23 protein-coding genes and 3 pseudogenes are annotated in these 25,843 nt (G+C 36.0%); 1 reads left to right on the top strand and 25 read right to left on the bottom strand.

Annotated elements, in window-relative coordinates:
* Nucleotides 1–333: 333 nt before the first annotated feature.
* The 25 genes and pseudogenes from RU96_RS11830 to RU96_RS13280 form a co-directional block, all read right to left on the bottom strand.
* Nucleotides 334–1,218 carry an ROK family protein gene (locus RU96_RS11830; protein WP_071865693.1) on the bottom strand — a complete coding sequence of 295 codons (885 nt, stop codon included), beginning with the start codon at nucleotides 1,216–1,218 and terminating at the stop codon, nucleotides 334–336.
* 10 nt (nucleotides 1,219–1,228) lie between these two features.
* Complete coding sequence (locus RU96_RS11825) at nucleotides 1,229–2,146, bottom strand: dihydrodipicolinate synthase family protein (protein WP_071865692.1); 918 nt, start codon at nucleotides 2,144–2,146, stop codon at nucleotides 1,229–1,231.
* 15 nt (nucleotides 2,147–2,161) lie between these two features.
* The gene (locus RU96_RS11820) at nucleotides 2,162–2,851 is read right to left on the bottom strand and encodes an N-acetylmannosamine-6-phosphate 2-epimerase (protein ID WP_071865691.1); all 690 of its coding nucleotides are present in this window, start codon (nucleotides 2,849–2,851) and stop codon (nucleotides 2,162–2,164) included.
* A 32-nt stretch (nucleotides 2,852–2,883) separates the two neighbouring features.
* Nucleotides 2,884–3,987, bottom strand: a complete 1,104-nt coding sequence (locus RU96_RS11815) for a Gfo/Idh/MocA family protein (protein ID WP_071865690.1) — start codon at nucleotides 3,985–3,987, stop codon at nucleotides 2,884–2,886.
* Nucleotides 3,988–4,013: 26 nt separating this feature from the next.
* Entirely contained in the window at nucleotides 4,014–5,987 is a 1,974-nt protein-coding gene (locus RU96_RS11810) for a sialidase domain-containing protein (RefSeq protein ID WP_379924139.1), read from the bottom strand.
* 138 nt (nucleotides 5,988–6,125) lie between these two features.
* A complete protein-coding gene (locus RU96_RS11805; protein WP_071865688.1) occupies nucleotides 6,126–6,959 on the bottom strand; it encodes a carbohydrate ABC transporter permease in 834 nt (277 codons plus the stop codon).
* Complete coding sequence (locus RU96_RS11800) at nucleotides 6,959–7,843, bottom strand: carbohydrate ABC transporter permease (RefSeq protein ID WP_071865694.1); 885 nt, start codon at nucleotides 7,841–7,843, stop codon at nucleotides 6,959–6,961. The genes RU96_RS11805 and RU96_RS11800 overlap by 1 nt, the downstream gene beginning before the upstream one ends.
* A gap of 77 nt (nucleotides 7,844–7,920) precedes the next feature.
* The gene (locus RU96_RS11795; protein WP_071865687.1) at nucleotides 7,921–9,270 is read right to left on the bottom strand and encodes an ABC transporter substrate-binding protein; all 1,350 of its coding nucleotides are present in this window, start codon (nucleotides 9,268–9,270) and stop codon (nucleotides 7,921–7,923) included.
* A 124-nt stretch (nucleotides 9,271–9,394) separates the two neighbouring features.
* Nucleotides 9,395–9,883 (bottom strand): YhcH/YjgK/YiaL family protein, encoded by a 489-nt coding sequence (locus RU96_RS11790; RefSeq protein ID WP_071865686.1) that lies wholly within the window; start codon nucleotides 9,881–9,883, stop codon nucleotides 9,395–9,397.
* Nucleotides 9,884–9,888: 5 nt separating this feature from the next.
* Entirely contained in the window at nucleotides 9,889–10,686 is a 798-nt protein-coding gene (locus RU96_RS11785) for a MurR/RpiR family transcriptional regulator (protein ID WP_071865685.1), read from the bottom strand.
* Nucleotides 10,687–11,800: 1,114 nt separating this feature from the next.
* Nucleotides 11,801–12,057, bottom strand: a pseudogene (locus RU96_RS13305) (IS256 family transposase); the annotation flags it as partial.
* A gap of 181 nt (nucleotides 12,058–12,238) precedes the next feature.
* Nucleotides 12,239–13,831: a SpaA isopeptide-forming pilin-related protein gene (locus RU96_RS13570; protein ID WP_071865683.1), complete on the bottom strand. Its 1,593-nt coding sequence runs from the start codon at nucleotides 13,829–13,831 to the stop codon at nucleotides 12,239–12,241.
* 1,554 nt (nucleotides 13,832–15,385) lie between these two features.
* Nucleotides 15,386–15,520 carry a transposase gene (locus tag RU96_RS11770; protein WP_159429700.1) on the bottom strand — a complete coding sequence of 45 codons (135 nt, stop codon included), beginning with the start codon at nucleotides 15,518–15,520 and terminating at the stop codon, nucleotides 15,386–15,388.
* An 866-nt stretch (nucleotides 15,521–16,386) separates the two neighbouring features.
* Nucleotides 16,387–17,607, bottom strand: a complete 1,221-nt coding sequence (locus RU96_RS11765) for an IS110 family RNA-guided transposase (protein ID WP_071865682.1) — start codon at nucleotides 17,605–17,607, stop codon at nucleotides 16,387–16,389.
* 329 nt (nucleotides 17,608–17,936) lie between these two features.
* Nucleotides 17,937–19,427: a xylulokinase gene (xylB, locus tag RU96_RS11760; protein WP_071865681.1), complete on the bottom strand. Its 1,491-nt coding sequence runs from the start codon at nucleotides 19,425–19,427 to the stop codon at nucleotides 17,937–17,939.
* Nucleotides 19,414–20,013: an aldose epimerase family protein gene (locus RU96_RS11755; RefSeq protein WP_465253944.1), complete on the bottom strand. Its 600-nt coding sequence runs from the start codon at nucleotides 20,011–20,013 to the stop codon at nucleotides 19,414–19,416. Before RU96_RS11755 ends, xylB begins: the two co-directional genes overlap by 14 nt.
* Before the next feature lie 49 nt (nucleotides 20,014–20,062).
* Entirely contained in the window at nucleotides 20,063–20,350 is a 288-nt protein-coding gene (locus RU96_RS13440) for an aldose epimerase family protein (RefSeq protein ID WP_084035494.1), read from the bottom strand.
* A gap of 55 nt (nucleotides 20,351–20,405) precedes the next feature.
* The gene (locus tag RU96_RS11750) at nucleotides 20,406–20,924 is read right to left on the bottom strand and encodes a D-lyxose/D-mannose family sugar isomerase (RefSeq protein ID WP_071865680.1); all 519 of its coding nucleotides are present in this window, start codon (nucleotides 20,922–20,924) and stop codon (nucleotides 20,406–20,408) included.
* Between the two features lie 14 nt (nucleotides 20,925–20,938).
* Nucleotides 20,939–22,035: pseudogene (locus tag RU96_RS11745) on the bottom strand (PTS fructose transporter subunit IIC).
* Between the two features lie 10 nt (nucleotides 22,036–22,045).
* Complete coding sequence (locus tag RU96_RS11740; RefSeq protein WP_071865679.1) at nucleotides 22,046–22,354, bottom strand: PTS fructose transporter subunit IIB; 309 nt, start codon at nucleotides 22,352–22,354, stop codon at nucleotides 22,046–22,048.
* A 21-nt stretch (nucleotides 22,355–22,375) separates the two neighbouring features.
* Nucleotides 22,376–23,242 carry a ketose-bisphosphate aldolase gene (locus RU96_RS11735; protein ID WP_071865678.1) on the bottom strand — a complete coding sequence of 289 codons (867 nt, stop codon included), beginning with the start codon at nucleotides 23,240–23,242 and terminating at the stop codon, nucleotides 22,376–22,378.
* Between the two features lie 26 nt (nucleotides 23,243–23,268).
* Nucleotides 23,269–23,733 (bottom strand): PTS sugar transporter subunit IIA, encoded by a 465-nt coding sequence (locus RU96_RS11730; RefSeq protein ID WP_071865677.1) that lies wholly within the window; start codon nucleotides 23,731–23,733, stop codon nucleotides 23,269–23,271.
* Complete coding sequence (locus RU96_RS13290; RefSeq protein ID WP_249024195.1) at nucleotides 23,715–24,092, bottom strand: hypothetical protein; 378 nt, start codon at nucleotides 24,090–24,092, stop codon at nucleotides 23,715–23,717. Before RU96_RS13290 ends, RU96_RS11730 begins: the two co-directional genes overlap by 19 nt.
* Nucleotides 24,092–24,490: a PRD domain-containing protein gene (locus tag RU96_RS13285; RefSeq protein WP_249024194.1), complete on the bottom strand. Its 399-nt coding sequence runs from the start codon at nucleotides 24,488–24,490 to the stop codon at nucleotides 24,092–24,094. Before RU96_RS13285 ends, RU96_RS13290 begins: the two co-directional genes overlap by 1 nt.
* Before the next feature lie 54 nt (nucleotides 24,491–24,544).
* The gene (locus RU96_RS13280; protein WP_249024193.1) at nucleotides 24,545–25,204 is read right to left on the bottom strand and encodes a helix-turn-helix domain-containing protein; all 660 of its coding nucleotides are present in this window, start codon (nucleotides 25,202–25,204) and stop codon (nucleotides 24,545–24,547) included.
* A 414-nt stretch (nucleotides 25,205–25,618) separates the two neighbouring features.
* On the opposite strand from RU96_RS13280, the pseudogene RU96_RS13565 reads away from it, so the two are divergent.
* Nucleotides 25,619–25,809 (top strand): annotated as a pseudogene (locus RU96_RS13565) (transposase); the annotation flags it as partial.
* Nucleotides 25,810–25,843: the final 34 nt, after the last annotated feature.

Raw genomic sequence — 25,843 nt, 5'->3', positions numbered from 1 at the left:
ACACAAAATATTATAGAACCAAAGAAGCTATATAGTTTGCAAGTGTTAGAACCAGTGCACGGCATTTGAAATATTGTCCATCAACCAGCCTGAGTTAGAGAGTCTACCTGAAAGAACTCAGTATACGATGAGTCAAAAATCGGTTTGTTCCCCCAACCCCAGTGCATACAGGACCTTGTCAAAGTACCAATAATCGCCTCGCCAATATGGACGGAGTGAACATTACTGAATCTAAAACAATCAGCACGTCAAACAAAATCTATTCATTAATTCCAAACAGCGAAGCTTTTCCTATTAACAAAGTACCTCAATAGGATGGGGGTAGAGAGTTATTCATGAATGTTTTTGTTTAAAGTGATAAAACGCGCCTAGAAAGCCGGCATTATTCTGATGTTTGGCAAAGGTAAGCGTGGTTTTTTCTAAAATACTAGAGATTAAATACTTTGGTAGTGTTTGTTCAAACAGTGGGCGCAAGTATGCTACTTGCGTCATAATTCCGCCACCTAAGATAACCACTTCAGGATTTAGCACATAACAAATACTAGATATGCCTTCACATAAAGCCTCAACCAATTCTTGGATAGCTTTTTCACATTTTACATCTCCTGCTTTGGCTAACTCAAATATTTTTCGCCCATTCCATTTGCTAATATCTTCTTGCTTCAATTGTGAAACTCGTTGAACTAAAGCGGTTGTTGAAGCTAAGTCTTGAAAACTCACTTTGCCATGGTGCATGTACCCGACTTCACACGCACTGTTGCTAAAACCATGGAACACTTTTTTATCTAATAAAATACAACCACCGATGCCCGTACCGATTGTCAAGCACACAGAAATAGAGGCATCTTTCCCTGCTCCTGAAATTCCTTCTGCTAAGCCTGCACAATTAACGTCATTTTCAACTTCACAAGGAAGAGCGAATTCTTCTTCTATTACTTTTTTAAATTGAGTCCCAGCATAATTAGGAATTTGTGTCCCCGCATAGAAAATAGAACCTTCTTCAGGATTAACCATCCCAGCAGTTGAAATCGCTACACCAAGTAATTCATTTCCTTGTTTTAAGTGTTTAATAATTTCACAAACCGTTTGTAAAATAAATGGTCCTCCTAAATGTGCTTGTGTTGGTTGCTCCCATTGGTGAATAATCTCAGCGGATTCGTTGATCAAAGCATATTTTAAATTTGTTCCGCCAATATCAAAACATAGATATCTTGCCATTATCATCACCTTAATCAACAAATTTTGTCGTTACTTGTTTAATATATGCCGCACACGCTTGGACTTTTAGCAAATCTTCAGGAATTAATTCTGTCAATGGCGCACGAACCGAACCAATATCTAAATCTTCATTAATCCGTAAAATTTCTTTAGCCACCGCATACATGTTCCCATGACAACTACACATTTGAGCAATAATTTCATTTACTTCAGCTTGTAGTTCTCTCGCTTTATCCCATTGATTTGTTTTTAAGAAACCATCTAATTGTAAGAATAATTGTGGCATCACTGCATATGTTCCACCAATACCACCTTGAGCTCCAATCAAACGCCCCGAAATAAACTGTTCATCTGGACCATTAAAAACGATGTAATCTCCGCCTGCCTTACAAAATGTTTGAATATCCTGAACTGGCATAGATGAGTTTTTCACACCGATAACTCGTGGATTTTCACGCATTTTTTCATATAAATTTGGAGTTAATGCCACACCTGCCAATTGTGGAATGTTATAGATAATAAAATCAGTATTTGGTGCTGCATCACTAATATCATTCCAATACTTAGCAATTGCATATTCCGGCAAACGAAAATAAATTGGAGGGATCGCTGCAATAGCATCTACACCTAGACTTTCCGCATGACGCGCCAACTCCTGACTATCTCTGGTATTATTACAAGCTACATGAGCGATAATCGTTAACTTCCCTTGAGCTGTTTGAACAACATTTTCTAAGACTACTTTCCGATCTTGAACACTTTGATAAATACATTCTCCTGAAGAGCCATTCACATAAACGCCCTTGACTTCTTTTTCAACAAAATATTGGGTTAGAGCTTGGACTCTTTCCGGACTAATTTCCCCATTCTCATCATAACAAGCATAAAAGGCAGGAATCACGCCATAATATTTGGTTAAATCTTTCATTTTATCTACTTCTTTCTAGTTTTCTAATACTTCGGTAAACCGTTTGGTAATCAACTGCGGACGCGTAATGATCGAGCCAACAACCACACTATAACATCCCAACTCGAGCACTCTTTTCACTTTTTCTGGAGTATCAATATTTCCTTCCGCAATCACAGGATGTTTTACTTTGGACAAGATTTTACGAATTAATTCAAAATCATTCGCTTCTATCTTCGCCTCCTTACTTTGACTAGTATATCCTACTAATGTCGTACCAATAAAATCAAAACCTAAGTCATCTGCAATAACGGCCTCTTCGTAAGTTGAACAATCTGCCATTAATAATTGTTCTGGATATTTTGCCTTAATTTGTGCAAATAATTCCGCTAATGTTTGTCCGTTTGGTCGGATATTACTTGTCGCATCCAAAGCAATGATTTCTGGTTGAACGCTCATTAACTCATCAATTTCTTGCATCGTTGCCGTAATAAACACCTCTGAATCAGCGTAATCTCTTTTAATAATACCAATAATTGGTAAATCTACCATCTTTTGAATTTCTCTAATGTCTACTACACTGTTGGCTCGAATTCCCTTGGCTCCACCTTCTTGTGCAGCTAAAGCCATTCTTCCCATGATGAAAGAAGAATGTAACGGTTCATCTTCTAAAGCTTGACATGATACAACTAATTGATGGTCAATGCTTTTTATTTTTTCATCCATCGTTTTACGCCTACTTTTCGATTAAAATTATTCTACTTCACAATTTCTGATAAATTCACTTTGCGATCTTCATTGATGGAAATTGTACAAGCATCAGCAGTTGCAATTGCCTCTAAAGCAGCTTCACCAGTTAAAAGTTTTTCGAATTCTTGGCTAACCGGCGCCCCCTGCATAATAGCATGAAGATATTGCATCTCTTTATCAATCACCGATGAAAGCCATAGAGGGGTACGTTTACCAGGTTTTCCATAAGCAATCGCACCATCCATTTCTGAACTATGATAAATTCTAGTACGATCGTCGTCTTCTTCTTGAGTCTCATGAATCAAGAAGTGGGTTTCTTCACCGTTTAATTTTAGCGTCCCTCCACAATTAAACATATCCAATTTAATCGCGCCCTTTGTTCCTTGAATTAAAACATAGTGTTCCCCCCAACGATAAGCAGAACCCCACTCTAATAGAGCAAAACGTTTATTTGAAAATTCCATGTTGATAAAAATCATATCATCTTCATCTCCAAAGTTTTTACTATTATGCGCTACGTTTCCACCAGTCATTGTTACCTTTTCAGGCATGCCACCCATTAAAAATTGTACACAATCTAATTCATGGATATGATGATAAAGGTGCCCGCCAGATTTTGAACGAATTTTCTTCCATGAAATCGTTGGTTGTTCTTCTTCCCATCCATTACGAGCAGTATGGCAGAACAATATCTCTCCAATTACACCTTGATTAATTAATTCTTTGGCATGATGCACTCCATTAAAGAAATTCATAATATGCCCAGCCATGAATGTCACATGATGTTTCTTGCATGCATCCACCATTTCTCGACAATCTTCATAAGATAACGCAATTGGTTTTTCACAAAAGACATGTTTCCCATGCTTCGCAGCGTTAACAACTGGTTCTTTATGCAAATAATTTGGTGTCGCAACAATCACACAATCAACTTCTGGACTACTTACCAAATCTTCTAAACTTAAAGCTACTTTCGCTCCCAATTCTTCAGCAATCGCTTCAGCGTTTTCTGGATCATACAATAAAGTAATCTCTGCTCCATCATTTTTTGACATATATCGTGCTAATTCTGCACCAAAATATCCTGTGCCTACAACTCCGTATTTTGTCATCTTTTTATTCCTCCATTATGAAATGATTATTTTAACAACTCGTTCATTTCTAAATCCACATAATGTACCACATTGCTTAAATGAAGTTCATTTCTAGACCAAGAATCATACTTTTCAAAAAATAAACCTATATGTTGGTTTGGTAATTCAGTCAAAGCAGAATAAGCATAGCCATAAGTTGGTAAATCCACATTATAATGGTAACGCCACTCAATACTATCATCCGAATTAATTAAGCCTACCCACAGTTGCCCACCTTTTCTGCCAGTAGTAGAGTTTGGCGTGCTTAGAATAACTGCATCCTTGCCATCAATTTTTTTCGAATATTTAATTACCGAAACTTGAGTTCCATAAGAGGTTTGTCTAACGATGTCTAAATATGATACTCCCGACCATGTTTCTCCAGAATCGTAACTCGTCATATATGCTATCTTACCTGTCGTTGTTCTGAAGAAAGTACGAATCACACCTTCTCTCAATTCTACCATTTGTGCCTCCGCTGTTGCGTTTGTAAAAGGGACACGTGCTGAACGTTTGGTAAACGTAGCACCTCCATCATCAGAAACAAGATAAGTCAACTGGCCACTGGTATATGTCGCAAATATCAGACGATTGCTATTCTTTAAGGATAGTCCTTGACCTGGACTTAAATAAGTAGCATTGTGATTTATTCCTAAAAACGGAGGTAATAATTTAAATGCTGCCCACGTTTCACCATTATCCAAACTAGACGTCACACCAATATAATTAGTTGGCGCCACTTTAAAGATAGAATCCTTGTAAAACACATTCATTGGGACATGTTTTCCATTATGGTATTCCTGCAAACTTAAATTGCTATCAAATTTTACTGAATATTGTTCTACAGTCAGCGGCTGATTATTTTCAAGTATTTCAAATTTTTCATTCACTCGATAATTCGTAGGTTGATTTGTATTATCATTGTAGACAACACCATTTTCACGAACTGTATATTGATAAGTTGAATCCTTATTTCGTTTTAACTTCAAATAATATTTACCATTAATTTCCTTAAATCCCGAATCAGAACGATTGGCATTATTGTTACCTATTCCCGCTGGCATTACATCTGCAAGTAAAACTACTTTTCCATTTTTATCTTGAACAATTGCCGAGTCAATAAAAGAGGCGCTTCCATTTATTTGAAGATTTTTAGCATTCCCCTCTCTTGGCCACTCTATCAACTGTTCCTCATAATCATCAAATTTCATTGCAAAAACAGGAGTGCTCCAAGTTGCTCCGTTGTCATCACTATAGGAAGTTGCAATATTAATTTTACTTCTTGAATCATGAGTTCCACCATATCGTGCATCTACACTGGCGAGTACTCTATTATTATTTAATGTGTACAAAACTGGTATACGGAAATAATTTGCTTGCGTTGCATCACCTGATTGAAAGATTAATTTAGAATTAGCCCCAGAATAACGTTCTAAAACTTCATCAGCATTTAATACTTGATTAAAAATTTGTAGCTGATTTACTTTACCGTTCATCGTAAATGCCTGTGTTCCTTCACGATTTACCGCACCAATCATGGCGTTATCTTGCCCAGTAATTCCTTTAATTGGTACAAACAAATCTACTTTTTTAGAAAAGATACATTTCCCATCAACGTACATTGTATATGTTCTATCAACTGAATTTGCAGTAAAAACAATCGTATTTTCTACCGCTTTACCCTTATGTTCTCCCCACAAAGATGCAGGCCTAGAAAATAGATAATTCACACCTTTTTGAGTATCCCTTATTTCTACACCTAGTTCTCCAGAATCTCTCATAAAAATGTCAAAATAATTGTTTCTATAACCACTACTACTATTAGAAATTCCAAAAATTGCTTGTAATGCATTTGGTTTATTCGCCTCAAATTTTAAAACAATACTTTGACTATCCCCTTGAATTTGATCCAAAACACCGCTACTCACATCTATTCCTGTGTTAGTCAAGATATATGGTCCGCCTTGATACACAGGCATCGTTTCTAAAACCGTAGAAGTTGTCTCATCCGCTTGAACCTGAGCAAGCGGATACCCAAGTAACCCGCCAGAAACTAAAGCTATACTGATAAACGAATAAAATTTATTTACCATGGAATTATGCCCCTTCGTTATAAATTACTTAACTGAACCTTCTGATAAACCACCGGCAATTTTATTTTGAATGATCGAGAAGAAAATAACTGATGGCAATACAACGATTACTGAAGCAGCCATCATATCACCCCAATCCAATATTTCTGAACCATTTAATGATCTTAATGCTACTGCCACTGTCATTTTGTTTGTATCATTAATTAAAATCAAAGCATACAAAAATTCATTCCAAGCATTGATGAACGTATAAATTGCTGTTGCCACAATCCCAGGAGCCACAATTGGTAATACAATTCTGTAAAAAATCGTAAATTTATTCGCTCCATCTATTCTGGCAGATTCTTCAATTCCTATTGGCACCGTTTGAAAAAAACCTACTAACAGCCATACAGCATAAGGAACACTAAATGATAAATAGATAACTATCAGACCAATTAAACTATTTGTCAACCCTACCTTAGCCATCGCAATTGAATATGGAATCGCCAACAAAATTGGTGGAAAAATATAAGTCGTAACTAATAATCGGGACATTATTGCGCCTAATTTAGGAAAGAAACGCACTATTCCATAAGCTGCCATAGATGAGATAATAATCGCAATTACCGTTGTCGCCAAAGCAATCCATACGCTGTTTTTTATATTGACAATAAAATGTAAATCATTAATAACATGCGTAAAATAATCTAAAGTAAAAATTTTTGGCCAAAACCTTGTTGGAAACTGCGTCAACTCCCCCTTACTTTTAATTGAGGAAATAAAAATCCAAACTAATGGAAAAACGGCAATAATGGTTGCTATAATTAACAAAAAATGTGAGGCCAAATCTAGAAAAATATTCGAACGCTTTTTCATTAATTTCGTTCCTCCTTCTCCCACTTACTAATAATGCTGAAATATATAAAACACACAGCCAATAAAAAAATAAATAGTAATACTGTCACTGCGGATGCCCGCCCTAACATCTTTGTTCCCCATCCTAAATTGTAAGCAAAGATGGGTAAAGTCATCGTGGCATTAGATGGGCCCCCACCTGTGATTAGGTAAATAATGTCAAAATTATTAAAAATCCAAACCGTTCTTAATACAACTAATAAGCCAACCACCACTTTAATATGCGGAAATGTAATGTATCGAAACGCTTGCCACGAAGAAGCTCCATCGATTTTCGCAGCTTCAAACTGCTCTTGAGGCACCGTTTGTAACGCCGATAAAACATTGACCATGATCATTGGTGCCCCAAACCACACATTAATAAAGACTAAGCACATAAATGCCCAAGCAGTATCTGTCAAAAATAGCGGAGCAGTATCCATTAATCCGAGTTTTACAATCATATTGGGGAGATAGCCATAAACTCCATTTAAAATCCATTGCCATGAAAAAGCAATGACAATCGTTGGAAATGCCCATGGAACAATCAAAAGTGTTCGATATAATTTTTTAAAGCGACGCACACGATGTAGCGCTAAAGCTAAAACAAAGCCTACAAAAACTTGTCCAGCTAATGAGAGAACTGTCCATTTAATCGAATTAAAAAATGCATTAAAAAAATTAGGATCGGATAAAACTGTCCGATAATTATCAAGACCAACAAAACGATAAGTTGGAGAAATCAAATTTTTATTAGTAAAACTATAAAAAATACTAGAAAAAAACGGATATATAAAGAGTAATCCAACAATAATCAATGCTGGTAAAACAAATATCCAACGTGTTAGATTTCTATCTTTAGCCACCCTCATACCCCTCTCCTTTAGCAATTATTGAATTGGTTGGAGCTTTATTGCTTAAGCATTGGGCCCCAACCAAATTTTTACTTCACTGCTACCGTCTCAAATAAATCATTCAATTGTCTTTCTGCACTCTTAGCTGCCTTCATAGGATCCGTATCATTAGAAATAATATCCTGGAACATTTGCTCAATAATATGTTGGTTCGTCATTAAACCGGCTTGGGCACTTGGTTCATTCTCAAAACCAATTGCTGTACCTTTTTTAACAGCATTTAAAATCACTTCTTCAGCATGTGCAAATTCCTTACGTGTTTCATTATCTTTATATTCTGGTAAATCAATAATACCGCTAATAGTAGGCAACATACCGACTGGCGTTGAATTTAAAAATTCTACATAGTTTTTGTCTTCAAACAAATATTCCATAAAAGCTTTAGCGACATCTTGATGTTTTGAATTTTTCCAAACGACCATTGGAATGTTAGATGTTTCAATACCATAATCTTTGTCAGCTTCTTTTACTTTCGGCATTGGGTAGGCATCAATAGAATCCAATAATTGTGGACTATTAGCTTGAACTCCACCGATATGGAACCCGGAGTTAAAGTCAAAAGCTGTTTTTCCTTGATAAAACAAGGTCGCTTGTTGTAATACATTGAAATTTAGTGAATCTTTAGGTGAAACTTCTTTATACATTTTCACCCAGTACTTGATACCATCTTGTGCTAATTCACTGGTTAAATCCGCTTTTAAATCTTTCGTCAATAAACTCCCCCCTGCACTTCGTACATAGAAATTCAAGAAACGAGTTGCCATAAAGTCATTTGTTCCCAAAGGTACAGACACACCATAGACACCATCTGTAGTTAGTTTTTTGCTTGCTTCAAATAGCTCGTCCCAAGTTTTTGGTACTTCAATACCATATTGTTTTAGCAAGTCTGTACGAACCCACATAACTTGAGCGTGAGAATATAATGGCACTGAATAATAATTTTTACCTACTTTTGCCTCATTCAAAGCAGTCTTATTAAAACGATCCTGACCAATTTCTTTAATCTCATCATTTAAAGGAACGATAGCATCTGAATTAATCATTTCCATTACTTGGTTTGGTAAAGCAGTACTTAAATCAGGAACATTACCATTTGCTAAACCTGTTGTCCATTTAGTATAAAAGTCATTCCATGAAAAAGTTTCAATTTTAATTTTTACTTTTGGATGCTCTTTCATGAATTCATCCGCTGATTTTTGAATACTTTCCAATCTTGGTCCCTGAGTAAAGGAGTGCCACATCACAATGTCCCCTGATAATTCACCAGATTTAGCGGAGCTTTGTGGTTCTTCTTTTTTATCATTAGAAGAACACCCTGCCATCGCAAATACTGATACCGCTAACCCAACTGCACACAATAGTTTGACAATCTTTTTCATATTAATTCCCCTCGCAATGTATTTTTTGAAACGATTTTCATTGTTCCGTTCACTGGGTTATCCCTTAGTAAACTACTCATCTTTGTTTCTTGTAAAACCATTCTTTTTGTCTTGACCCCCTAATTCACGTTTTTGTATTTCCATGACAATCCTCCTCGCTATTTGTTATTGCCAATTTAAATACTGCTTTCTTGACAACCTGGGCATTTACTTTGACTTTTGGTTGGTGTAAATCTTCAGGAAACGTAATTAAACAATCCCCTGGGTTTAGATGGACAAGTTGCTCGACTTTCCCCTGATAAAACTCAATATCTTTAGCTTCATCATACGTTTGAGAAATGGTTGTTGATTGCGCTGTTGAGACAGCCATATCTTCGGTATTTTCAATGACTAGATGAACATCTAAATATTTGTAGTGGGTTTCAAAAAAATCGCCAGACGCTCCATCTGCTACATAAGTAAAACAATTGCCAAATACTTTCTCTTCAAGGATTGGGATGGCGCCTTCTTCCAGCTTTTGCCAGTCATTAATTTCAAAAAAATGAATAAGATCCTTCATATACGGATTGACCTGAACGTACGTTTGCAAATTTTCAACCTTACTAATAATCAAACTGTTCACTTCCTTCCTAAAACGGATTGAATGGTTTCTTGCATCACTGTGTTATACTCTTTATCATCCAGTAATATCATTGTCAGGATATCCACAATGAACATCATTGCAAATTGTGAATTAACAAAACTGGTATTATTTACAAATTTACTGCTATAAACAATCAGACTAATATCACTGTACTGAACAATTTGACTGTCAATAAAACTGGTAATTGAAACAGTTTTAGCTCCTACTTTTTTTGCAATAGCTACCATATTCACAATTTCAGTTGTTTGCCCTGAACTTGAGATACCCATCACTAAATCTTCCTGTGTGACTAATGATTGACTGATCAACATCATATGTGTGTCCGTAAAGCATGAAACATTCAAACCCATGCGGATGAGTCGTTGCATAAACTCTAAAGCTGTCAATCCTGAACTACCCACTCCGTAAATATAGATTTTCTTTGCATTGACAATTGCTTTAATCGTTTCTTTGATATCTTGTGAGTTGACTAATTTATTGGTATTATCCATAACAGTCGCATAAAACATATGAACTGCATCAAAAATATTATTCTTTTTTACAATGGATTCCTGCGTACTTTCATCTACTAGATTAATCTTCATCTCAGCAAAATTAGCGCAATCAATTTTTTTGCAAAAGCGCGTAATCGTAGCTGGAGAGATGCTTAAAATTTTCGCTAATTTAGTGATATTCATATTCTTTAGATGCTTTTTTTGCATAATATAAGTTGCAATTTTTTGTTCTTTTGGTGTAAATGAATGATAATTTTGTTGAATAGTTTCTAGTATCATAACAAGTTTCCCACCCTATAATTTGTAACCGCTAACAATGTTAATATATCACACTTTCTTTATAAAGAAAAATTTTTTTATAAATACTATTAATGAAAATAATTTTCAAAAGTTATATTTTCAAAAAGAAAGGTACTAGATTGAAAAATCAAGCTTCTGCAAATAAAACTTCCCAATTATTTATTCGTGAAAATAATTATCACATGACTTTTTTATGCGGAAAGAATAAAAAGCATGGGGATCTGGCGAAGATAGACCACTAACAACATTACATGACAAAAAGCATAAAAGTTTATCACCGGCCTCTATTGAGTAGCAATACTAAATATTATAGCCTACAAAAAAACTCCGCACGAAAGTTTGAGTGTATGGTTCATCCAGGCGTTTTTATTCTACTTCGTTCAGATAATGAAGCTTTTAGTATGTTAAAAAAACAATAAAAGAATTTGAAAAAATAACTCCTATATAAGTTTTGAAATCTACGTATGGAGCTAACATCGAACTATGGCTAAGTCCATATCATATAGTTGTGAACATATACTCTAACCAACTGTGAGTGCACATGCTATAATACTGTTGAGGTGATTAGTATGGAAGCATTCAAAACATATGTTGGTATGTTGGATAAAGTTAGAGTGATAAAAAGTAGCCCCTTGCTAATTCGTTTCACTTTGAAAACTGCTAGTAGCCCACTTAATTGCATCGTTGCAGATAAAGATCTCGCAAATAAGATTATGTTGCTCCCTAACGGAATATATAATGTCGCCGTTTCGGGTCATTTAAATAAACGAAAACAGCTGGTAGTTACTTCACTATCCATCCGCAACCCTGACAGATACTCTCGACAGCTACGGTTATAACAGTTCCTTCTCTTTGTAAAGAGTATGGTAGAGTAAAGATTACAGCGTAGGATTTGTCAACTAAACTGTGAAAATTAATTAGCTAAAAGTTTTTAACAAACAAAATTCTTGGCTATTTTTAAAATCAGATAGAATTTGATTGAATAACCCCGCCTTTATGAAAGACAATGACATACTCTTCACGAAGAGGTTTCGTTGACCATTAACTGATTCAGCAGCACCTTCGCCCAGTCTTAGATATGACCGTCAGCTCACTTCGTATTGTATTCTTTCGTGCGTAGTAATAAAACGGTTTTAGGAATGCATTCTCATTAGAGAACGCTCCTTTTTTGTGACTTTTCTGAAACTGGAATGAACACTCTCAACTACATTGGTAGCGTACATGATTTTGGGAATGGCACTGTCAGAATCAATAGTTCAGAATCAATAGTTGTTCAACATGTACAAAATTCCGTTTCCAGACCTCTATAGCACCTGAGTAATGTAACCATTGACTTCGAAAACTGTCGAAGTCGGCATCAGGATTTCTTTTCTTGCCAGTCGTTGTGTATTCACCTCTTGAACTTAATTAAAAAAACTGTGAAGTAACCACCTGTCTAGGAATTATGGTTACTTACACAGTTAACATTACAACCTCTTCTTACCTAATTAGATATCTGAAATCTTTATTTTTTCTTCGAACAATATAATTATTATTGTTTTCTTGCTTTTGTTCTATATACCCAAGCACTTAAGCTCGCCAAAAAAATTATTCCTCCAAATAACGTTGAAACATCATTAGCAACTGAGCCAGTCCTAGGATAACTAGAGTTTCTAACAGAATATTGCTTTCTCCCCTTATTATTTTTATTAGGTGTATTTTTACTAATCACGTCACCTTTTTCTTTCGGCACCGCCGGTGTCACTACAACCGTTTGAGCTTTATCTCCAGGATTTTTATGTTCTACCACATGTTTTTCTTCTGGAGTGTTGTCTTTATTCGTATCAACCAAATTATCTTTCGAAGTTGCTGTTTCGTACACTACATACGTTTTACCTGCTTCTAAACCAGTTACTTGACCAAACGCTAACTGCCATTCCCCTTTGCCTTCTTTTGACACAGTGAATTCTTTTGTTGCGGTTGCTTTGGCAGTTCCTACTACTTGACCATCTTTCACTTCATACAGCTCACCAGTCACACTATATACTTTTTCTGGGACTAAACCTTCATAGGTAAGTGTATCGATTATTTCTACCCCAGCTGCCGTTTTCTCTGCAGTCACTTCTGCCGCTTTTGTTGCACTAGCAGTTGTATTGTCTGCTTTCACAGTTGTACGTAACGTACCTGTCGGATTAACATATTCCGTTTCATCCGTTACTGTCAATTGATTATTGGCTGCTGCTACTTTATTTCCATTTGCCTCTTTTACTGTTACTGTTCCATCTTCATTCACACTAAACGAAATATCTGTGACTGCTAGATATCCTTTTGGCGCAGCTTCTTCATGGAATACATAATCTCCTGGTAATAGACTTAACTCATGATTTTTCCCTGCTTCGGATGTCCAACTTGCTACTTCTTTGTTATCTTGATTGATTTGGATCTTAGCACCAGCAATCTCTTCTCCCCCAAGGTTTACTTTACTGATTACTATACCTTTTTCTTTCGGCACCGCCGGTTGATCTATGTCGACATGAATTACATTCTGAGTAGGGGTTGCTCTTCCACGAATATATTTAAAAATCCTAATATGAACTTGTGCCAATTGATCAGAATTCAGTGGGTTGGCTATTGCTTTTTGATAAAGGTGTTTGCCTTCTTCTGATTTTTTATTCCCAGTATAAAAACTAGTATTACTATATAGACCATTCGTGAATTCCCAAACTGCATCCTGTATCTGCTTATATGTGTACCCTTCTGTTATTCCATAATAGTAAACTCCTTTAATATAATTAAATATCTCCTCAGGTGTCTTATACGGCAATCTATTAAGTTTCGCTTCACTTAATACTATAAGGTCAAAAAGATTTTGTGGATTATCACGTTGTAGCTCCTCATACTTCAATGCATTATTTTCTGAATTTGCTCCGCTTATTACTTTATCTAAATCTATGCAAAATCCATCAATTGTTTCTCCTCCATTAACTGGTTTCACTGAAATTTGATTGTTGGAATCCACCCACACATTATGAGTAATATTCTCTGCCGCATAAGCTGCTATAGGAAAGATTGCAGAAAAAATAATATTTACAATCAAAATAGCACACATCACAAATCTAGATAATATTTGATTTACTATCTTCATTCATTCTCCTCCTCATAAAATATAAATAGTAACTATCAGTATTTTTATACTTTACAATACGATCACCCCCTCTAAAAACACGTATTTTTAACACAAAAAAACAAGCATAACCTATCTCATTCATAAAGACAGATTCTGCTTGTTTTACGCAATATTAAATAAACCCTATAAATATATAGTGTCTGCTCTGCTCTGCTCTGCTCTGCTCTGCTCTGCTCTGCTCTGCTCTGCTCTGCTCTGCTCTGCTCTGCTCTGCTCTGCTCTCAGAGTAATCCCCTCCGTAACTTTGTCAAGTTAATTATAAAATATCTTTTTTATTTTTTCCAGAAAAATATTTTTATCACATCGAATATCTACTGGTATCTGCTTGAATGTGATTTTATTTTGGGTTTTATACAGCCTCGTTTTACTCGTCTTCTTTAAAAAATGTAGTCTATTAGGTTATCATCATTGTATATTGACAGACTATCCTTATTGAAAGATGATCAATTCGTAAACCTATGACTAGTTCATTATTTTTATTAAAGTTCATTATCTCAATATTAAGAATATAATAAGAATCTAAGAAATAAAAACAATTTATTTGTAAACATTTTTTATAATGGATATATTAAAATAAAAAGGTGGTAAAATGAATTCTATATACAATCTAGAATCTAATACGAAAAAATTAATTGCTACGAAAAAGGATTACGCAATTTGGGAAATAAAACCGATTATTACCATAATTTATTGCCGTTTTGCTATTCTAAAAATTAAAAATTTTATAATAAATTGATAATCTTCAAAAAAAGTAACTGTTTATGTATGACACGTATCGTTGCTTTAAAAACTCGTTTTGCAAGGAACTTTTTATGAAAAAAGGTTGCGCTATCACAATTAGTTATTCTTCGGTATTATGGCTGTCTAATTGCGTTTAATATCCCCCTGTACAGACCTTATTAAATAATACTGGCTATTTCTGTTGTAGTAAAATTCATTGCACCTTATTATTTGTTTCCTGAAATTCAGAACGTTAAGAAAAGCAATCCTTTAAACACTTGTTGATTTTCTTTCTCATTCTGGGTAACTCTTTTAGAATAGTGAATTTTGCTAATGAAAATACTAAATTAAGTACCCCACTTATAGTTAAAGCTATAAGTGAGAGGTATTGGAGAATACCATTAAAAACCAGTAAACAAATAAAAACGCACAGTCCTTGCAAAAAATGAAACCACTATGAGTAAATTAGCGATCCTTTTAGCCTACAAACAGAAAGTCAAACAAAAAAAATAGTGAAGAGAGCTATCTGAATTGTAGACATGACAATAGAAATACCGTTACTCGCAGGTTTCAACGTACGCTCAAAAACGATAATCATTCCTCTTCTGGAAGGAATACAAGATATTCGTTTGCTAGACCGTAATAAATTACACAAAAACTTATTCACAGTAGCAGTCATGTAAACATAGAAAGAAAAGTGTAACCCCAATCGTGTTCAGTCACTATTTTCACTAAAATGTCCATTACTTAAACTAGCGATTTACGAAGTTGAGCCGAGCCGCGTTTCGGAATTCAAACACTTTTTTTGACCGTAGGTGCAAGAGCAATCCCAACAAAAGCAGTTAAGGCGCTTCGGTGCGAAAAGTAGCGAATATCGCCAATCTCTGTCATGAGCTGTGCCCTTAAGGAAGGGCCTACACCTTTCATCGCCATCCCCACAGGATACTCAGGTAATTGTGCAGTCGGTTGAGCTACCTGCAGACGTAACTGCTCGATCGCTTATATAATTAAGTTTTTGATCATTTTGTCTTTAGGTAAAAGAGCACTCAACTCTTTAGAAGTTTCGATTTGCACTGATTTATCTGGGTGAGCGTCGCATCCTTTATGTACAGTGTAAAAGTACATTGCCAATTCAATCTACTGCGGTGTGACACGAACGTACTGGAAAACAGCAGTTCAACCTGCGTAAAACAAACGCTGTGAATGAGCGGCTGGTTGGCAGACTAAGATATAGGCACGAAAATTCAAGAAAAAGAGTGCCTAACCGAGAGTGTAATATAAACCTTGTAAGGAACCATCAGTCCTAGGCAAACGGTTGCTTCACGGTTTTTCTTAATGACTTTGAGGCTGAAAGAAAAGTGTTTAGCACCAAGAATAAGAAGGAATTTCCGAAAATTGTTCTTTGATTTTCGGAAAATTTCGGCTTATTTCCGAAGGAGCTACTTTTGTTTAGCTAATTATCTTATGATTTAGACAGTGAAGCTGTGACATAAGCAAAAAGACGACTTCAAATTCCGAACAATGAATTTGAAGTCATCTTTTTATAACTATAAAGTACCGGTTTCACAACATTCTAGAATGATTTACAAAATCTCAAACGAACAGTAAAGACTATAAAAGTTTTTTCATTCGCTTTTAGTTTAACGAAATGACTTTTGTTACAGTCTCATTCCTACGTTTAGTCAAATTCTTTTTTCTATTGATTTTTATCAAAAAAAAAGTATACAAAATAAACCTAATAAATGAGAAAAATTTTTATTAGGTATGGTATAATCTATTTAAGGATAATTTCCTTATTGGTCGTTAGAGGCCGTGTATGAGTAATCATACGTACTTGAATGTCGTACCATTGAGTGGAGACATTTCAAGAGCTTGTTGATGCAAGCGACTAGCGCAACCTTATGCTTTTTGGGCGAAGGTTGCGTTTTTAATTTGTAATAATAATCGACAATGTGATTGGGTGCAGCTGCTTGCTGCCGAATCATGTTCATCATAATAAAATACAAATTCTTTCGTGCCTTTGGATTCCCATGTTTATTCATGTGTTCTTGGGCAATATATTTTCCAGATTGATACCTTCTGGTATCAACACCGACGAAAGCGTTCAATTGTTTATGAGTAGAAAAACGCCGAATATCTCCTAGTTCACCAATAATTAGTCCTGCAGAAAGTTCACCAATTCCAGGAATACTTTGATAGAAACCAAATTCTATTGTTTGTTTTGCAGTTTCAACTAGCTGTTTGGTGAGTTGTTCTTTCGTCATCAGTAATTGTTTCAATTGTCGGGCATAATACACGACTTTTTGAACAGAAATGCTTTGAATAGATTCTGCCAGATAAGAATTTTGTGCAAGTGAAAGTAAAGTTTGTGCTTTAGCCAAGGCTTTTTGATTGGAAATTTTTTTATCCGTATTTTTCTTTAACACATTTTTCAGCTTGTTTTGACTTAAGTGTGCCAAGTAATCGGGATGAGGGAAAAGTTCAACAAGATTTAAGGCGAGTTTTGATAACCTGTTCGTGAAAAGTGTTCCCAATTCTGGGAAAGTTAGTTGTAAAGCGGTATGAAGGTTCATTCTCATGTGTTTAATGTCACTTTCAATTTGTTGATAAAAGCATGCTAAATCACGTGTTTGTTTATAGATTTCTGATTGTGATTGTTTTTGTTTCCGCAGAAATTGACCGTGCGTTTGTGCGAGACGATGGGCATCTCGTTTATCCGTTTTTACTGAACGTAAGTCACTATTCAGTTGCCTTTTTGCTTCTAAAGGGTTTAATAAACAATAAGTGAAATGATTCTTTTGACAAAACGTTTCAATGACTCTTGAATAAACCCCGGTTGCTTCAAAAACGATCTGTGGTCGTTCTGGAAGAGCATAGATTTCTTGAAGAAGTGCATTGAAATGTGTTTTATCGTGAAGGATTTCTTGTCCAAAAAGACAAGTAGTTTCATGATAAATAACGACATAACTTTTTCCCATTGAGACATCTGAAACAAGTACATACATGATTTTCATCTCCTAAAAAGTGTTGAAAGGTTCTTCACTTCTTCATTTCGTTCCTAATTTCCTTCACACGTGCTCGAAACCCTAACATACTTAAATCAGATTTTAAAATGACAGTGAAGGAAACCCTTTTTTGTTTGACACTCGAAGTCCAAGAGACCATGTTCGGTCATCCTTTCACTTACAACTATACGCTTAAAAGAGCAATAGAGGGTAAATTTATCCGTCGATGAATTTACCCTCTAATCTTAGTATGTTTTCAAAGTCATTAAACAAAATAGCAAACAAGACTAGGGTGAATTGTTTGCTCTAAATAAGTCATTTTATTCCAGATAAATTATTTACAATGTTTTCTGCTGATTACTCAAACACACAAATCGTTGATAAGGTGCTTGATAGCATTTTGCAGAATCTCCAGGGTAATAAACAGCTTTAACTTGATTCGTCTTTCTCCATTTATTTAATAGTTTAAGATCATTTCTTCCTGCTATTGCACAGAACATTGCACCATATGCTGGGCCTTCATCAAAATTCAGTACTTCGATTTCAGTTTGAAAAACATCCGCAAACAATTGTAGCCAAAAAGGATTTTTTGTTACACCGCCTGTAATGCAAAAGGTTGCAATCGGCTTCGATTGTTTATCATCCATATTTTCATAAACATTTTTTAGTGAAAAAGCAATGCCTTCCATAATTGAGCGAACAATATCATCACGATTATGATAGGCACGTAACCCAATTAACGCTCCACTCAGTGTTGGATTGAAATAAGGGCTTCTTTCTCCAAATAAATACGGTAAAAAAGTAATGCCTCTGCTTCCAACTGGACTTTGCTCAGCCAATTCAGTAAATGTTTCAAATGATTCTTCTGGTGCAACGATTCTTTTAAACCACTCCAATGAATATCCAGCAGCAAGCGTTGCGCCCATTTTATAATTCACATTCGATATAACAGAATTAAAATAATGATATTTACCTAATTCAGTTAGATTTTTATCCGTTTCATAGATCAAAACTACTCCTGAAGTTCCTACAGAAATTAATCCTTGTGAGTCTTGATCAGAAATATTCGCATAAGCGCCGCAAGCATTATCTGCTCCACCTAAAACGAGTTCTACTTTACCTGTTAAACCGAAGCCTTGTTTTAAATCTTGTTTCATCTCTCCAATGATCTCTGTTGAAGCTTTTATCTCAGGACATTTATCTAAAGGGATGTCCAACTCTTCTAGCAGAACCGTATCCCAACATTGATTTTCAATATCCAACATGATTGTCCCGGCTCCATCAGAAGGCTCTGTGAATACTTTTCCTGTTAAGAAATAAACCAAATAGTCTTTAGGCAGCATAAACTTCCATGTCTTTTCCCATAAATCAGATTCATTTTTCTGAATCCATAAAATTTTAGGTAAAGTAAATCCTTCTAATGGTATATTTTTTTCGACTGTAAGCAAATGCTCTCCTACTCGCACTTTCAATTCTTTTACTTCTTCGGTTGTCCGGCTGTCGTTCCATAAAATCGCTGGGCGAAGGACCGTTCCAACAAAATCAACTAAGACCAAAGTGTGCATCTGTCCTGAAAAACCGAGTGTTAAATCGGCTGTTTTTATTTCTGGAAACTGTTGGATTAACTCTAGTAACGCTAAATCAAACGCATGAATCCAATCATTGGGATCTTCTTCGCTATAGCCGCTTTGAGAGGATATAATTGAAAATGAACTGCTGGTACTGCCTAACAAACTTCCTTCTTCATCGCCTAAAACGATTTTTAGCGAACTCGTCCCTAAATCAACACCTAAAAAAATCTCATCTGCTTTCCTCCTATTCGATTTCATATGTTGTATAAGCTTTATAATTAGTCGTTAAATAATCCTTCTCTGAATGAACATAATTGGGGCGGCGATGCATTTCAAAGGTTATTTCGCCAAATTGTTCAATCGTACTTTCCTGAGACAGCTTTACTTGGTCAGAAATTTTATTCAAGGTGTAGATGACACATGCTTCTTGATCAGAGTATATCTTTAATGTATTTTTCCTTTCAGCATCTCTCAGGATAATTTTCGGTCTAGTAGATGAAGCCTCTGTAAAGCAATAAGCGAGATCAATTCCCTCCGCACAGATTTTTGAGAGGCTTGTTCCAAGACATAAAGCTTTATTAATTGGTTGTTCTTGAGAAAAGTCGAAAGGAGCTGTTTCAGTATCCTCCATCATAGTATATTCACCTGTAGGTACAAATTGCTCATCAATCACCTGAATCTTGGCGGGAGCTGTCTGCAAAGAATGCGACCTGATCGTTTTATGGTCACCTAAATTGAAATAACTATGATTGGTCAGATTGACAACCGTTGGAATAGAAGACGAAGCTTTCATCTTTATAGTGAAACGATTTTTGAATACACGATAGATGAGCTCTATTTTCAACGGCTCATAAGGTGAAATGACGTCTTCATACCATAAACGATAGCTTGAATTATCTAACTTTTCTACCTGCCATGTGACCTGATGGAGCCTTTCCCTCATTGGTATCTAGCATGATTTTCTCTCCAGCATGATTCAGATATTTTGGTGGAAAAGTTCTACCCGCATTTCGTCCAATCATCGCACCAAAGAAATAAGGATTCTCTTGATAATCTTCGGCATTTTCATAGGCTAAAAGATAATTCTGTCCAGTTTTCTTATTTATCATTTTGGTCAAAATTCCGCCATAATTTAAAAATTCAATCAACACATACTTATTTTCTAATTGAAACTTTTTCATCGCTTTGTCCTTTCAAAAACAGACTAGGGCCATCGGCTCCTAGTCTGAATCAATTTTATGATTGTGTCACCCGTTGAATCGCCGGGTTAGTAAATATATCACTAGCGTCATCACTTGGAGAAGAAAATTCAGAAACAACTGCTCCTTCGTCTCCTGCTTGGAACCAATGTTTGGTATTTGGCTCAATCGTATACTGTTCTCCTGCACTCAAAATAATCTCATGCATCACCGTATAATACGCCTCTTGTCCACTTGGAATCGTACTTTGAATCAGATTAGTTGCTTCTCCTTCTACATATAAGTAGACTTTCCCTTTACGACAGCGGAAAGTTTCACGCTTCCCTTCTTCCCTATTACGAGGGGGATGGCGATGCTCTGGGCAAGTCTGCCTAGGAAGTAAAACCATTTCCTTCGCGCAATAGCGGTCATTGGTTTCATAAACAATCAAGTTTAACCCTTCTGATTCAATTCTACCTAAACCAAAATCGGCATAATCAATAGCCGCTAACTCTTCTTTAGTAAAAATAATCCCTGAATCAATAAATATTTTTTTAATACGTTCGTAATAATCCATAGATGTTTTTCCTCCTAATTGATCGTCAAATCATCCCAAGAAATATCCTCTTCCTCTTTTTCCTCTATGATAGCCTCTGCGTTTGGATCTACTCGTTTTTTCAACAGCAGAATGGTGATTGCCGTGGTTAGAGAACCAATAAATAATGCAGCAACAAATGCCCAAGGACGAGTCATTGTCGGGATTGCAAACATTCCTGAGGCCGGGATATGACTATCGGCTCCCCAAAGCATACTCAATCCACCGCCAATAGCTCCACCCACTCCTGTAGCAGTCACATTACGAACTAAATCGTTTAGCACAATTGGGAAACAACCTTCAGTGATTTGACAAATTCCCATAGGAAAAGCGGTTTTTAATGTTTCAATTTCCTGACGGTTGAAGATGTTTTTCTTAATGACCTTCCCAATGAAGTAAGCCATTGTTAAGCCAAATGGCGTTGTATTGAAACTAAAATTAATACTGTGATAGGCTCATAGATTCCTTCTGAGAATAAGGCGAATACAAACGCAAAGACGACTTTGTTAATTGCTCCACCGTAATCAATGGATGCTAAGACCCCAATGATTGCTCCGTACAGGAATAGGGAAGAAGTGTTCAGATTTCCAAGATAAGCAGTGATTAGATCAGTAAACCAAATGATTGGCGTGCCAACAATGTAATACATCACCATCCCAGCAATAAAAGCACTCAGAAAGGGTAATACTAATGTTGGCAGAAGTCCTTCCATCCATTTTGGAACCTTGATGATGGCCATTAAAATAACTACCACATAACCAGCTACATATCCACCAACAACACCGCCCAAGAAACCCGTTCCAATACCATGAGCCACGAATCCAACAATCAGACCAGGAGCAACCCCCGGTTTGTCCCCAATAGAATAAGCAATCGCAGTTGAAACGATCATCGACAAGAATCCTAACCCGTAGCCGCCCATTGTTGTCATGGTATCCGCAAAGCTGAAGCCATCACGGAAGTTCTCAATCGATGTACCACCCATCATGTTTCCGATCGCTAACAAAAAACCCGAAGCAACAATAATTGGCAAGAAAAACGAAATGGCTGTCATTAAGTGTTTTTTAAATCCAATCTGCTTGATTTTCTCCATTTTTGCCCTCCTAAACTTTGACTTCTTCCAACTTCTTTACTAGCTTGTTTGGCGACTTCACAACTAACCCTGTCGGCACTTCCACCACTTTTTTATTTTTGAATCGGTCTCGCCCATTGACTTTAATGTCAGCAGCGATAATCACCACATCTGCTTCGTCGATTTCTTGTTGTGTCAGTGCATCTTGTGTGCCGGCTAAGCCCTGCGTTTCAATGTGAATCTGATGTCCACAGTCAACACCTGCCTGCATCAATTTTTCTTTTGCAATATAAGTGTGGGCGATCCCCGCCGTGCAAGCTGCAATTCCAACGATTTTCATATAGATTTCGTCCTTTCATTTTTAATAGTATTTAACTTTGTCCTCCGATTTGAATAGACGGATTTTCTCCAGCGCTACTTTTTTCGTTTCTTCCATACATTCTGGGAACAAAACATTTGGTTCTCTGATCTCATTGTTTCCAGCATTTAGTACCTCACGCAATTTATTTGCGAAAACAATTTTGATGTCACTAGAGATATTGATTTTATTGACACCCATCGTGACTGCTTTACTGATTTCTTCGTCTGGATTACTTGAACCGCCATGAAGAACTAATGGAATATCTGTCAATGCTTCGATCTCCTCTAAAATATCTAATCGTAATTTTGGATCGACATCTTTCGGATAAATTCCATGAGCAGTTCCGATCGCGACAGCTAAACTATCTACGCCTGTTTTTTCAATAAAGTTTTGCGCAACTTTAGGATCGGTGTAAATAATTTCACTAACCCCGCCTTCAACAGTGTTACCAGTATCACCAATCGTTCCTAATTCTGCTTCCACCGAAACACCTGCTGCATGCGCCGCTTCAACTACTTTTTTAGAAATTGCGACATTGTCTTCAAACGATAAATGAGAGGCATCAATCATGACCGAGGTAAACCCAATACTAATCGCGTGAATCACTTGTTCAAAACTTGCCCCATGATCTAAATGAATACATACTGGAACTTTTGAATGATTTGCTAAATAGGTGGCTTGTGCAACGAAACTATCGGTTAAAAAGCTCAATTCGTCTGGATGGATCGCAATAATAACTGGCGATTGTGACTCTTCACACGCTTCCATTACTGCGTTTAATAATTGACCTGATCCTGCATTAAAAGCTGGAACTGCAAATCCTTGTTTTTTTGCGACACTCAAAATTTCTTTCCCAGTTACTAACATCTTATCTTCTCCTTTATATTAGCCATTTATTGAAATTCCAAAATTAAATCATACAACGCATCGACAGACTCAACATTTTTTACTGCTTCAATAAATGTGTTGTTTGCCAATAAGATCGCGACCTGTTGTAAGAGTAAAACGTGAGTGGTATTTGCATCAGAATCTTTCACTGCAAACATGATGACGACTTTGACCCCCTCTCCATCTAATGTTTCCCACTCAATTTCCTTATCTAAAACCGCGATTGCGACTGTTGTCTCTTTCACTGCTGCTGACTTTCCATGAGGGATTGCCACACCTTGACCAATACCGGTTTCCCCTTCTTCTTCACGTAAATAAACATCGGTGATAAAGCGTTCGGCTGAACTGATGAAATTTTGCTCTTCCAGTATTTTAGCCAGTTCACTAATGATCGCCGCTTTTGTTGTTGCTTTTGAGCCAACCATAAGCAATTTCTTATGGATCACCTTACTTAATTCAATTTTTTCCATTCTTCTAGCTCCTTCATTGTATGATTGATATTTTGAATATCTTTGTCCGTCAATAATGGACTTATGAGCAATACAGGGATTTTTTCAATTTTTAACGGTACGCGGATCGTAGAAAATATTAAATCTACATTTTCTTTAATAAACTCCTGATTTTTTTTGACTTGCCGCTGACTCATCGTGGCGGTAATGTTCAAACTAGAAAAATTTTGCTGGATACGAACTTTCAAAAGCTCTGAAGTCCCTACACCCGTTGAACAAATCAATAAGACATTCTTATTTTCTTGACGATGGATTTTGTATTTTTCGAAGTACAATGTAAGATAACCAATTTCGGCATCGTTCATTTTGGTATCGAACATCAATTCATGATTGATTTCCTCTGCGATTTTTTTACTTTTAGAAATGTTGCTCGGTATTCGAGCAGCAAGCTATCTAACAGATTGTTCTCTACCTTTATGCCTAAGCGTAAACGGCTAAGCATTGGCATGATGTGTAAATATAAATCTTCATATAATGAACGACTAGCGGGTAAGAGCGTGACATCTGAGATCAAAAAATAATCGGTGATAAATTTCTTAGTAATCTCTTTGGCAAGCTTTTTATCCACATTGCTGCTTTCTCTTTTTTGGCTGTTAATCGAATAAATATTTTGAAAAATAGAGTAGACTTCCAAACTATCCATCTTAACTGATAGGTAGCTTTCAATATTACGAATAATCTCAGCTGCTACTTCCATCAGTTTGGGGTTTGCTTCCATCAGTTGCTGCTCTTCTTTTTCGAGGGGCTCTTGATTTCCTAGATAATGTACCTCTCATTCACGATATCGTTTAATGATCATAAAAATATGTGTATAGATTGTAATATCGTAAGGATAGTTAATGTATTCATTTAATCGTTCCTCCAGCAGAGTAATCTGCTGATCAATAAAATGTTTGTCGATCACATTTATTTTGATTCCGATCTCACTGAGACTATTTATCTTATTCATTTCCAAAAAAATGTGGTTGATAGCTTTACGAATACTGACTTCCTCGCCTTTTATCCATAAATACTCACGATTATAATACAAATGGATGTCGTATTTTTTTAAAATTTCAGAGAGTTTTCGTAATCTTCGCTCAATGGAGCTGTCGCTTAAAAACTGAGTATCCATCAGATTCCTTTTTATTTTATGAGGATATTTGAACAATAGAGCTAAAGATACTTCATTCAAATCATTTTCTTCTGCAAATTCCACCATTGAGTGAATATCTCGATTTCGGAAATGAGAACTTAATTTATACCCTTTTCCTGGTTCTGAGATAATCAGAGGTTCTTTTTTCTCTTCCATAAACAGCTCGTTTACTTTTTTGATCATTCGATAGACGGTCTTTGTCGATACGTAGAGTGTTTCAGCTAAATGTTTGGCTGAGACATACTCTTCGTAAGTCAAAATATTGATCAACATGTTTTCATTCGAACTAAAAATCATTTCTTCCACCTCTTGGTTTTACTATATCTCTGATGAATACGTTTTCTCCGTCATGTTCTGTCTATAGTATGTGGACAAAAATGGATCCAAGACAAGTCATTCCGTTGAACTAGAAATCCTAACCACACGTTTTCACACAATATCATTAACTTAAGCATATTGACTTTCATGAAAAAGTACAAATTCGTAAATATTGCGGATTTATACTTCTTTTTACATTTTATTCTATAATTTAAAGAAGGCCTTACTATTTTCTGAGGAAAGATTGAAAATGACAATCCGGAATGATTTTTATGAGTTTATCTAAGAAACCCCTGCAATTTTTTAGAAGATGTTCGAGAAGGGAATCCTCAGGTGTTTATCCGAAAAAGAAAAACAACCCTACTTATCCACGATGCTTGATCCAGCATTTAAAAAGCAACTCTTTACTTAAACAGACACCAACAAGCGATGAGCCATGCGTTAAAGTACCTCTATTCGAACGGAAAACTTGAAGGGAAGCAAAACCTGATTAAAGTAATCAAGAGAGACCCCTTGTTTTTAGAACCTTTCGTCATCTTAGTATGCGAGGTCTGATTCAACAGAACCTTTGCGACATCATTTAAGCGAAGAAAAACAAAAAGAAAAAAGGAAACGCCG

This window comes from Enterococcus canintestini, assembly GCF_001885735.1.
GTDB classification, from domain to species: Bacteria; Bacillota; Bacilli; order Lactobacillales; family Enterococcaceae; genus Enterococcus_C; species Enterococcus_C canintestini.
The sequence above is the reverse complement of the archived record's forward strand: the minus strand, read 5'-3'. Positions and strand labels throughout refer to the sequence as shown.

Bases quoted from the DNA above. Each gene is read 5' to 3' on its own strand.
- RU96_RS11830 (WP_071865693.1), bottom strand. From the start codon at position 1,218: ATGGCAAGATATCTATGTTTTGATATTGGCGGAACAAATTTAAAATAT.
- RU96_RS11825 (WP_071865692.1), bottom strand. From the start codon at position 2,146: ATGAAAGATTTAACCAAATATTATGGCGTGATTCCTGCCTTTTATGCT.
- RU96_RS11820 (WP_071865691.1), bottom strand. From the start codon at position 2,851: ATGGATGAAAAAATAAAAAGCATTGACCATCAATTAGTTGTATCATGT.
- RU96_RS11815 (WP_071865690.1), bottom strand. From the start codon at position 3,987: ATGACAAAATACGGAGTTGTAGGCACAGGATATTTTGGTGCAGAATTA.
- RU96_RS11810 (WP_379924139.1), bottom strand. From the start codon at position 5,987: ATGCCTGTGTATCAAGGCGGACCATATATCTTGACTAACACAGGAATA.
- RU96_RS11805 (WP_071865688.1), bottom strand. From the start codon at position 6,959: ATGAAAAAGCGTTCGAATATTTTTCTAGATTTGGCCTCACATTTTTTG.
- RU96_RS11795 (WP_071865687.1), bottom strand. From the start codon at position 9,270: ATGAAAAAGATTGTCAAACTATTGTGTGCAGTTGGGTTAGCGGTATCA.
- RU96_RS11785 (WP_071865685.1), bottom strand. From the start codon at position 10,686: ATGATACTAGAAACTATTCAACAAAATTATCATTCATTTACACCAAAA.
- RU96_RS13570 (WP_071865683.1), bottom strand. From the start codon at position 13,831: ATGAAGATAGTAAATCAAATATTATCTAGATTTGTGATGTGTGCTATT.
- RU96_RS11770 (WP_159429700.1), bottom strand. From the start codon at position 15,520: ATGAAAGGTGTAGGCCCTTCCTTAAGGGCACAGCTCATGACAGAGATT.
- RU96_RS11765 (WP_071865682.1), bottom strand. From the start codon at position 17,607: ATGAAAATCATGTATGTACTTGTTTCAGATGTCTCAATGGGAAAAAGT.
- xylB (WP_071865681.1), bottom strand. From the start codon at position 19,427: ATGAAATCGAATAGGAGGAAAGCAGATGAGATTTTTTTAGGTGTTGAT.
- RU96_RS13440 (WP_084035494.1), bottom strand. From the start codon at position 20,350: ATGAAAAAGTTTCAATTAGAAAATAAGTATGTGTTGATTGAATTTTTA.
- RU96_RS11750 (WP_071865680.1), bottom strand. From the start codon at position 20,924: ATGGATTATTACGAACGTATTAAAAAAATATTTATTGATTCAGGGATT.
- RU96_RS11740 (WP_071865679.1), bottom strand. From the start codon at position 22,354: ATGAAAATCGTTGGAATTGCAGCTTGCACGGCGGGGATCGCCCACACT.
- RU96_RS11735 (WP_071865678.1), bottom strand. From the start codon at position 23,242: ATGTTAGTAACTGGGAAAGAAATTTTGAGTGTCGCAAAAAAACAAGGA.
- RU96_RS11730 (WP_071865677.1), bottom strand. From the start codon at position 23,733: ATGGAAAAAATTGAATTAAGTAAGGTGATCCATAAGAAATTGCTTATG.
- RU96_RS13290 (WP_249024195.1), bottom strand. From the start codon at position 24,092: ATGTTCGATACCAAAATGAACGATGCCGAAATTGGTTATCTTACATTG.
- RU96_RS13285 (WP_249024194.1), bottom strand. From the start codon at position 24,490: ATGGAAGCAAACCCCAAACTGATGGAAGTAGCAGCTGAGATTATTCGT.
- RU96_RS13280 (WP_249024193.1), bottom strand. From the start codon at position 25,204: ATGATTTTTAGTTCGAATGAAAACATGTTGATCAATATTTTGACTTAC.